Consider the following 7,829-nt stretch of genomic DNA (forward strand, 5'->3'; position numbering starts at 1 on the left):
TTTTAGAGTAAAAAAATCAGGACAAGGGTAACAGCTAGGTACTTTTTTATAAAGCCTGGATGTTATATCCAAGCTTTGTTTAATCGGTATTTTATGAAGCTTTTGGCTCCCCAAGTAATTGACCTATTTCCAAACGTGTATAGCCACGTTCTTTAAAAATCAAAACAATAGCCTGTTTATAATCTTCAGAAGTAGAAGTCTTATACTTAGTTATCAGTTGATTTTCAGAATTCAGCTCAAGATCATTTTTGATGGTCAATACTTCGCTAGAGATCTTGTTAAAGATATTTAGGTTAAACATACAGGCACTCGTCATCCGTATTATAGCGGCCCGACTATAACGAATACCTGTCTTAGCTACGCTAGACACCCTTGGCCGCAAGGATTACAAATTAAGAAAAATTCCGCAAGTTTTTGTCTATTGAAAGAATAAATAATCTCCCAACTGCTATCTATTTAACATAATGGCGGTTATACGAAATTCACCGTTTCGAGCCCCAAATATCAAGTTTATTTCTTGCATAAATGTATCCTATAGGATACATTCTACTTATGTACTCAATATATACCACTGAAGTCTTTGATGACTGGTTCACCAAGTTAAAAGACCAGCAGGCAAAAAGACGCATACAAGTCCGAATTGATCGGGTTGAAGATGGAAACTTTGGAGATACTGAGCCGGTCGGTGAAGGTGTTTCTGAATTACGTTTCTTCTTTGGGCCAGGCTATAGGATTTATTACTGCAAGCAAGGGCAAAGGGTTGTTATTCTTTTAGCAGGCGGAGATAAGTCTACGCAAAGTAAAGATATAAAACTTGCCCTGCAATTGGCACAAGATTTAGAGGAGGAGCTATAAATGGCTATTAAACTTCGCAAATGGGACAGTGCTGAGCATCTTAAAACAGAGGATGATATGCAGGCTTACTTACAAGCATGTATTGAAGAATCTAATGGCGATGCCGCATTCATTGCAAAGGCTTTAGGTAACATTGCAAAAGCTAAAGGAATGGCTCAATTATCACGAGATACAGGCTTAGGCCGAGAAAGTCTTTATAAAGCACTTTCTGGTGATGTTAACCCTAGTTTTGATACTGTGATTAAAGTTGTAAAAGCACTGAATTTACGCTTAGCAATTTAAAAAAAGTTATTAAAAAATGGAGCTTTAGGCTCCATTTTTTAATTTCGTATAAGGTGTATTATGTTAATTTTAGAAATTCTTAATTTCCATCTATCCAAACTTGCTTGATCCAATCTGCTAAATCTTCCCACTGCTCATCGCTATATCCATCTGCTGTCCAATATCTAATTTTATGATTAGGAGATAGGCAATAATAACTACCATTATCTTCACAAATAGGTAGCCAATCTTCTGGCAGACCTTGCTCCCTAGCATCATTTAATATCTGAGATAGCCCTCGATAGCATTCTTTCTCATCTGTAAGAGACGCTAATTCAATTGTTCCATAAAAGATATTGCTAATCTCTTTCAAAACTTTTTTATAATCTTTTGGAAAAATAAAACCTATTTTTCGTTCATAAGCAGATATGAAAATATCATCAGGTAGTTCTATGTTTAGACGACTATTCCCAGATAGTTCTTTTAATTCTTGAATAATGTTATCAAGCTTATTTTGCATATACATTCTGCTCTATCGCATTAAAGTTCTTACTACAATTTAACATAATGGCTGTTATGCGAAACGAGATCTACCAGCTCTCGTTTTTTGTTATGGAAACTGCTAAAATTCAAATACGCCATTGACGTATAAAGAGTCCATGTTATTTATTGAAACCAGCATCTTTACCAAGCAAATTAAAGACCTTGTATCTGATGAGGAATATCGTCAACTTCAGCAAGATCTTTTGGTACAGCCTGATAGAGGTGACCTAATCAAGAATGGCGGTGGTATTCGCAAAGTACGTTGTGCTCAAGGTAACAAAGGGAAAAGTGGTGGGATACGGGTGATTTATTATTGGGTCACCGAGGATGATCAGATCTTTTTCTTAGTGGCTTATCCAAAATCAGTAAAAGATAATTTAACAGATAAGGAAACCGCCATTCTGCACCAACTCGTGAAGGAGCAATTTCATGGATAACAACTTATTTGATGACTTGGTTGCTTCAATCAAAGAAGCTGGAGCTATCAAACGTAAAGAAGTTAAAGCAAGCCGAGTTACAGAACTCGAATTGCCTGATATTAAAGAAGTACGTGAAAAAACTGGCTTGAGCCAAAATGAATTTGCTGCACGTCTACATATTAGCCCCCGTACCCTGCAAAATTGGGAACAGGGACGACGCTATCCAACTGGACCAGCAGCTACATTGATTCGAATTTTAGATGCTCACCCAAGCCTTATTTGAAAAAATTACTTAAAAAATGGGAGCTTAAGGCTCCCATTTTTATTTCGTATAAGGTGTATTATGTTAATTTTAGAAAATCTTCACTACTATTATTTTAAAATAAGCCTTATATCCAAGCATAAAACAAGGTTGTCTAGACTTCTTTTAACAGTAAAGTTATCATAAAACTGAATTTTATTTTTTAGGTAAGTTTATGCATTCTATCCGCATTCGTTAAGACACAACTATTTGCATAGTGACACTATTTTATAATGGTGGGCTTTTGTTGTGTCTTTAAGAATATATGCGGATATATAAAGTAAAAGTATGCTTAATTTATAAGTATGCTTTTAGTGCATAGTTTCCAGTTATAACTTAATTGACTAGCTATTTGTCCACCCTGTGGATGAATAGCTTTTTTTTTGGGAGGACACTGTGATGCTAGCTTTTGTTTTCACCTAAATCCTGTTTGCTGCATAAAAAATTTCAAGAGCTAAACAGGAGTAAATAAAAATGAGTTTAATTATTAAAGCGAGAAACATACGCTTGGATTATGCTGGGCGTGATGTTTTGGATATTGATGAATTGGAAATTCACTCTTATGACCGTATTGGTCTTGTGGGTGATAACGGAGCAGGAAAGAGTAGTTTACTCAAAGTACTTAATGGCGAAATTGTTTTAGCCGAAGCGACATTACAGCGTTTTGGTGATTTTGCACATATCAGCCAACTGGGCGGAATCGAAATAGAAACGGTCGAAGACCGGGCAATGTTATCTCGCCTTGGTGTTTCCAATGTACAAAACGACACAATGAGTGGCGGAGAGGAAACTCGTGCAAAAATTGCTGCCGCATTTTCCCAACAAGTACATGGCATTCTAGCGGATGAACCAACCAGCCACCTTGATCTCAATGGACTAGATCTACTTATTGGTCAACTTAAAGCATTTGATGGAGCATTACTTGTTATCAGTCATGACCGATATTTTCTTGATATGGTTGTAGACAAGATATGGGAGTTAAAAGACGGTAAAATTACGGAATATTGGGGTGGTTACTCGGATTACTTGCGTCAAAAAGAAGAAGAGCGACAACACCAAGCCGTAGAATATGAGCTGATGATGAAGGAACGGGAGCGATTAGAATCTGCTGTGCAAGAAAAACGCCAGCAAGCTAATCGATTAGACAATAAGAAAAAAGGAGAAAAATCCAAAAACTCTACCGAAAGTGCTGGACGACTTGGGCATGCAAAAATGACTGGCACCAAGCAAAGAAAACTGTATCAGGCAGCTAAGAGTATGGAAAAGCGTTTGGCTGCATTAGAAGATATTCAAGCACCAGAGCATTTGCGTTCTATTCGTTTTCGTCAAAGTTCAGCCCTAGAACTGCACAATAAGTTCCCGATTACGGCAGATGGTCTGAGCTTAAAATTTGGTAGCCGTACTATCTTTGATGACGCTAACTTTATAATACCGCTTGGCGCTAAAGTCGCTATAACTGGATCGAATGGAACAGGGAAAACGTCCTTGTTAAAAATGATATCAGAACGTGCTGATGGATTAACCATATCTCCAAAAGCTGAAATTGGCTACTTTACACAAACAGGATATAAATTTAACACGCATAAATCTGTGCTCTCCTTTATGCAGGAAGAGTGCGAGTACACAGTTGCGGAAATTCGTGCAGTATTGGCTTCAATGGGGATCGGAGCGAATGATATTCAAAAAAACTTATCCGACTTATCGGGAGGTGAAATCATCAAACTGCTTTTATCCAAAATGCTTTTAGGAAAATATAATATTTTGCTTATGGATGAACCAGGAAACTATCTTGACCTAAAAAGTATTGCCGCATTAGAAACAATGATGAAGTCCTATGCAGGAACTATTATCTTCGTATCTCATGACAAGCAATTGGTCGATAATATTGCTGACATTATCTACGAGATCAAAGACCACAAAATCATCAAGACTTTTGAGAGAGATTGTTAATGATAGCCAATCTAATCCGAACATTAATTATTGAACTCTTTAAAGGAAATTAAAAATGACAATTCAAGATATTCAATCACTTGCTGAAGCACACGGCTTGTTGCTTACGGACAAAATGAATTTCAATGAAATGGGCATTGATTTTAAGGTCGTTTTTGCTCTTGATACAAAGGGGCAACAATGGTTGCTGCGTATTCCTCGTCGTGATGGCATGAGGGAACAAATCAAGAAAGAAAAACGCATTTTAGAATTGGTAAAAAAACATCTTTCTGTAGAGGTTCCTGATTGGAGAATTTCATCTACAGAATTAGTGGCTTATCCCATACTTAAAGATAATCCTGTTTTAAATTTGGATGCTGAAACCTATGAAATAATTTGGAATATGGACAAAGATAGCCCGAAATACATAACATCTTTGGCAAAAACCTTATTTGAAATCCATAGTATTCCTGAAAAAGAAGTTCGGGAAAATGATTTGAAAATTATGAAACCTTCAGATTTAAGACCTGAAATAGCAAACAATTTGCAGTTAGTAAAATCTGAAATTGGTATAAGTGAGCAATTGGAAACCCGCTACAGAAAATGGTTGGATAATGATGTTCTATGGGCAGATTTCACCCAATTTATACATGGCGATTTATATGCTGGGCATGTACTAGCTTCAAAGGATGGAGCTGTTTCAGGCGTTATTGATTGGTCAACAGCCCATATAGATGACCCAGCGATTGATTTTGCTGGGCATGTAACTTTGTTTGGAGAAGAAAGCCTCAAAACTCTAATCATCGAGTATGAAAAACTAGGGGGTAAAGTTTGGAATAAACTATATGAACAGACTTTAGAAAGAGCAGCGGCCTCTCCTTTGATGTATGGTTTATTTGCCTTAGAAACTCAAAATGAAAGCCTTATCGTTGGAGCAAAAGCTCAGTTGGGAGTTATATAATTTAAAAATATGATTGCTGAGAACTGCCTTGTTTTGAAACTTGGTTGGCTTTAATTAGTTTTTAGTATTCTTTATAGAAAATGCCTCGATCAAGGGGCATTTCTAACAATCATTTAACATAAAATTTCTTATGTGAAGTAACCTGAATGCAGCGGTGCCCCATTGGGGGCGCGTTGAGATAAGCCTCTTTTAGATAACTTTAGCAACTCGATAGACAGTTGCAACTCCACAATTCACTGCTTTGGCAATTTCTTCCTTAGTCATATTGCCAACTACTAGCAATTCTTTTATTCGTTTATGTTTAGCCTCATTTGCCTTCTTGCCTGTTGGTTTGTAACCCGAACGTGCCAGGCCCTGCTTAATACGTTCTATACGTTTCTCATTGTCTAGGCGGGCCATTGTTGCCAGAAGATCAATCAACATATTGTTGATGAGTTCCAAGATTGAATGAGTAATGCTGTCACTGGTTTGAATCATTTGGTAGGTAGTAGGAAGATCTGCTACGACTAAACGAAGTCCCTTCTCCTGGATCCTGCGCTTCAGCTCTTGAAAATCTCGTTGGGTTAGGCGTGATAAGCGGTCAATACTTTCAACTAACAATGTGTCACCTTGATTTGCTTCTGACAGTAGCTTATTCAATTCAGGTCGGTCTAACTTCGTACCACTATAGTTTTCCACGTACACAATGGTTTCACCCAAATTCAAGTTTTGGTTTAGATCCTGAAGAATCTGCAAAGCCCTTTCTGCATCTTGATCTTTAGTTGAAGCTCGTAGATAAATACGTGTATTCATTTCTATCATTTAATCTTAATTCTATTAGATTAATGATAATACTATCATTTAATTATTGCATTAAGTCTAATGATAGATATTGTATGCGATTTGGCTCGCTATCATTCAGGTATAGTCTTTTGATAAAAAAAGCATGACTGGAAGCCATGCCTTGGGAATTCGTATAACGTGTATTATGTTAATTTTAGGGAAATTTAAGAATCTCTATGCAATGGTTTATTCAATATTCTTTGATTTCTTATCTTTTAGGTTAATCAGAAATAGCCAATAACATAAGCCAGGAAATAGAGCCATAAAGATAGTCCATGTATCTGTATACATCTTCCACCACTCTTTCGAAATTTCTCCTGTGTGACTCCATCCAAAAAGAATAAAAAATGGAGTAGCAATAATTATAGAGGCAATACAGATAGTTAATAAATTAAGACTGTTATAACGATTTAAAAGAATTGAGAATATGAAGCTGAAAGGTACAGTCAAAATACAATAAGCCAAGTAGACAAGACCGTGCCCTACAAGAACCACTAAAATCGAGTATAGGCTGTATTCCTGATTCATTACGATAAACAGGACTGCTGTGAAAAAAAGTAGTGGTAAAGGAGAAAGTAAGAGAGCTTTTACTATTTTTTCATTTGAATATTTCACTAATTTAATTCTCTTATCTACTCAATAAATAATAATACTATAACGATTTTATTGGAGGTTTTTTGATTCTATTTAACATAATGGTGGTTATACGCAATACACTTGTATATTAATATAAATATCAAAGACTTAAAATTTTACACCAAACCCTAAAATCCATAAAAAGCCGATTTTGAAACAAGTCGGCTTTTTTATGAGCAGTTTTGGAATGTTTTGCCAATAAATTTGACCAAAAATTACGCTTTTCAACTTGAGTGATACAATTTTGTGATACATTATTGTATATACAAATTTGAATGTTTTTTATGAAACAGTATTTCGAATGGGATGAGGCAAAGAATCGAAAGAATCAGAAAAAACACGATGTCTCTTTCGAAACGGCAAGCCTTGTTTTTGAAGATCCTCTAAGGATCTCAATCCAGGACAGACATACCGATGGTGAAGAACGTTGGCAGACCATTGGAAAAGTGAAAGGCGTACTAATGCTCTTAGTAGCTCATACCATCTTTGATGAAGATGAGTGTGAAATCATAAGAATTATTAGTGCAAGACAGGTAACTAAAGCAGAGCGAGATAAATATGAGCATGGTTAGATACTCACGCAAAGAACTGAATGAAAAATTCAGCGACAAGCAAGATGCTGAAATTGAACGCTTGCTTGCTAAGGGAACGGTTCCTGACGATCAGCTAGATCTCTCAGATATTCCTGAAATTACCGACTGGAGTAATGCTGTACGCCACAATCAATTCTATCGTCCAGTGAAGCAACAAACATCTATTCGTTTAGATGCTGACGTACTTGCATGGTTCAAAGCACAAGGTAAAGGTTATCAGACACGCATGAATGAAATCTTGCGGGATGCCATGCTAAAAGAATTAAAAAATCATCAGTAAAAATGGGAGCTTAAGCTCCATTGCTGTCCCACAATTTTTCACAAGAGGAAGCTCATTTGAGCTTCCTCTTGTTTTATGGGTATTTTATCGGGTGAAAATAAAGCTTTTAAAGTTCTTCTTTCAAACAAATTCACTTGAATTATTCTGAGTAAACGTTGAACTGTCCAACCTGTTTTCCCTAAATGTTGAGCGAAACTCACCAATAAATAGGCGATCATCGCAATCCAGA

Annotated in this window: 12 protein-coding genes and 1 pseudogene; 8 read left to right on the forward strand and 5 right to left on the reverse strand. The window is 36.4% G+C overall.

What is annotated here, in order from left to right; genetic code table 11:
* Positions 1-91: 91 nt before the first annotated feature.
* The gene (locus H4I94_RS15790; protein ID WP_004976362.1) at positions 92-301 is read right to left on the reverse strand and encodes a hypothetical protein; all 210 of its coding nucleotides are present in this window, start codon (positions 299-301) and stop codon (positions 92-94) included.
* Between the two features lie 251 nt (positions 302-552).
* Here H4I94_RS15790 and H4I94_RS15795 point away from each other — a divergent pair, with 251 nt between their 5' ends.
* The gene (locus tag H4I94_RS15795; protein ID WP_000286964.1) at positions 553-855 is read left to right on the forward strand and encodes a type II toxin-antitoxin system RelE/ParE family toxin; all 303 of its coding nucleotides are present in this window, start codon (positions 553-555) and stop codon (positions 853-855) included.
* Positions 856-1,137 carry an addiction module antidote protein gene (locus tag H4I94_RS15800; protein WP_000985609.1) on the forward strand — a complete coding sequence of 94 codons (282 nt, stop codon included), beginning with the start codon at positions 856-858 and terminating at the stop codon, positions 1,135-1,137.
* A 79-nt stretch (positions 1,138-1,216) separates the two neighbouring features.
* On the opposite strand, the gene H4I94_RS15805 is transcribed toward H4I94_RS15800, so the two are convergent.
* Entirely contained in the window at positions 1,217-1,636 is a 420-nt protein-coding gene (locus H4I94_RS15805) for an SMI1/KNR4 family protein (RefSeq protein WP_001180106.1), read from the reverse strand.
* Positions 1,637-1,775: 139 nt separating this feature from the next.
* Here H4I94_RS15805 and H4I94_RS15810 point away from each other — a divergent pair, with 139 nt between their 5' ends.
* From H4I94_RS15810 to H4I94_RS15825, 4 genes are all read left to right on the forward strand, one after another.
* Positions 1,776-2,096, forward strand: a complete 321-nt coding sequence (locus tag H4I94_RS15810; protein WP_000897307.1) for a type II toxin-antitoxin system RelE/ParE family toxin — start codon at positions 1,776-1,778, stop codon at positions 2,094-2,096.
* Complete coding sequence (nadS, locus tag H4I94_RS15815; protein WP_000369781.1) at positions 2,089-2,361, forward strand: NadS family protein; 273 nt, start codon at positions 2,089-2,091, stop codon at positions 2,359-2,361. Before H4I94_RS15810 ends, nadS begins: the two co-directional genes overlap by 8 nt.
* A gap of 492 nt (positions 2,362-2,853) precedes the next feature.
* Positions 2,854-4,329 (forward strand): ABC-F type ribosomal protection protein Msr(E), encoded by a 1,476-nt coding sequence (msr(E), locus tag H4I94_RS15820; protein ID WP_261183695.1) that lies wholly within the window; start codon positions 2,854-2,856, stop codon positions 4,327-4,329.
* Positions 4,330-4,384: 55 nt separating this feature from the next.
* Complete coding sequence (locus H4I94_RS15825) at positions 4,385-5,269, forward strand: Mph(E) family macrolide 2'-phosphotransferase (RefSeq protein ID WP_000155092.1); 885 nt, start codon at positions 4,385-4,387, stop codon at positions 5,267-5,269.
* Between the two features lie 189 nt (positions 5,270-5,458).
* Here H4I94_RS15825 and H4I94_RS15830 read toward each other — a convergent pair whose 3' ends face one another.
* Together H4I94_RS15830 and H4I94_RS15835 are read right to left on the reverse strand one after the other, a co-directional pair.
* Positions 5,459-6,070 carry a recombinase family protein gene (locus H4I94_RS15830; protein WP_015060246.1) on the reverse strand — a complete coding sequence of 204 codons (612 nt, stop codon included), beginning with the start codon at positions 6,068-6,070 and terminating at the stop codon, positions 5,459-5,461.
* 207 nt (positions 6,071-6,277) lie between these two features.
* Positions 6,278-6,706: a hypothetical protein gene (locus H4I94_RS15835; RefSeq protein WP_000877730.1), complete on the reverse strand. Its 429-nt coding sequence runs from the start codon at positions 6,704-6,706 to the stop codon at positions 6,278-6,280.
* Between the two features lie 305 nt (positions 6,707-7,011).
* On the opposite strand from H4I94_RS15835, the gene H4I94_RS15840 reads away from it, so the two are divergent.
* Together H4I94_RS15840 and H4I94_RS15845 are read left to right on the forward strand one after the other, a co-directional pair.
* The gene (locus H4I94_RS15840) at positions 7,012-7,299 is read left to right on the forward strand and encodes a BrnT family toxin (RefSeq protein WP_261183696.1); all 288 of its coding nucleotides are present in this window, start codon (positions 7,012-7,014) and stop codon (positions 7,297-7,299) included.
* Positions 7,286-7,600 (forward strand): BrnA antitoxin family protein, encoded by a 315-nt coding sequence (locus tag H4I94_RS15845; protein ID WP_004282216.1) that lies wholly within the window; start codon positions 7,286-7,288, stop codon positions 7,598-7,600. Before H4I94_RS15840 ends, H4I94_RS15845 begins: the two co-directional genes overlap by 14 nt.
* A 38-nt stretch (positions 7,601-7,638) precedes the next feature.
* On the opposite strand, the pseudogene H4I94_RS15850 reads toward H4I94_RS15845, so the two are convergent.
* Positions 7,639-7,829: pseudogene (locus H4I94_RS15850) on the reverse strand (IS4 family transposase); the annotation flags it as partial.

Origin of the sequence: Acinetobacter sp. T_3_1, from assembly GCF_025377055.1 — a bacterium.
Lineage (GTDB): Bacteria > Pseudomonadota > Gammaproteobacteria > Pseudomonadales > Moraxellaceae > Acinetobacter > Acinetobacter kookii.

What these genes read in the sequence shown, in the direction of transcription:
- H4I94_RS15845 (WP_004282216.1), top strand. Translation starts at nt 7,286, where the DNA reads ATGAGCATGGTTAGATACTCACGCAAAGAACTGAATGAAAAATTCAGC.
- H4I94_RS15790 (WP_004976362.1), bottom strand. Translation starts at nt 301, where the DNA reads ATGTTTAACCTAAATATCTTTAACAAGATCTCTAGCGAAGTATTGACC.
- H4I94_RS15800 (WP_000985609.1), top strand. Translation starts at nt 856, where the DNA reads ATGGCTATTAAACTTCGCAAATGGGACAGTGCTGAGCATCTTAAAACA.
- nadS (WP_000369781.1), top strand. Translation starts at nt 2,089, where the DNA reads ATGGATAACAACTTATTTGATGACTTGGTTGCTTCAATCAAAGAAGCT.
- H4I94_RS15810 (WP_000897307.1), top strand. Translation starts at nt 1,776, where the DNA reads ATGTTATTTATTGAAACCAGCATCTTTACCAAGCAAATTAAAGACCTT.
- H4I94_RS15805 (WP_001180106.1), bottom strand. Translation starts at nt 1,636, where the DNA reads ATGCAAAATAAGCTTGATAACATTATTCAAGAATTAAAAGAACTATCT.
- H4I94_RS15825 (WP_000155092.1), top strand. Translation starts at nt 4,385, where the DNA reads ATGACAATTCAAGATATTCAATCACTTGCTGAAGCACACGGCTTGTTG.
- H4I94_RS15840 (WP_261183696.1), top strand. Translation starts at nt 7,012, where the DNA reads ATGAAACAGTATTTCGAATGGGATGAGGCAAAGAATCGAAAGAATCAG.
- H4I94_RS15830 (WP_015060246.1), bottom strand. Translation starts at nt 6,070, where the DNA reads ATGATAGAAATGAATACACGTATTTATCTACGAGCTTCAACTAAAGAT.
- H4I94_RS15795 (WP_000286964.1), top strand. Translation starts at nt 553, where the DNA reads ATGTACTCAATATATACCACTGAAGTCTTTGATGACTGGTTCACCAAG.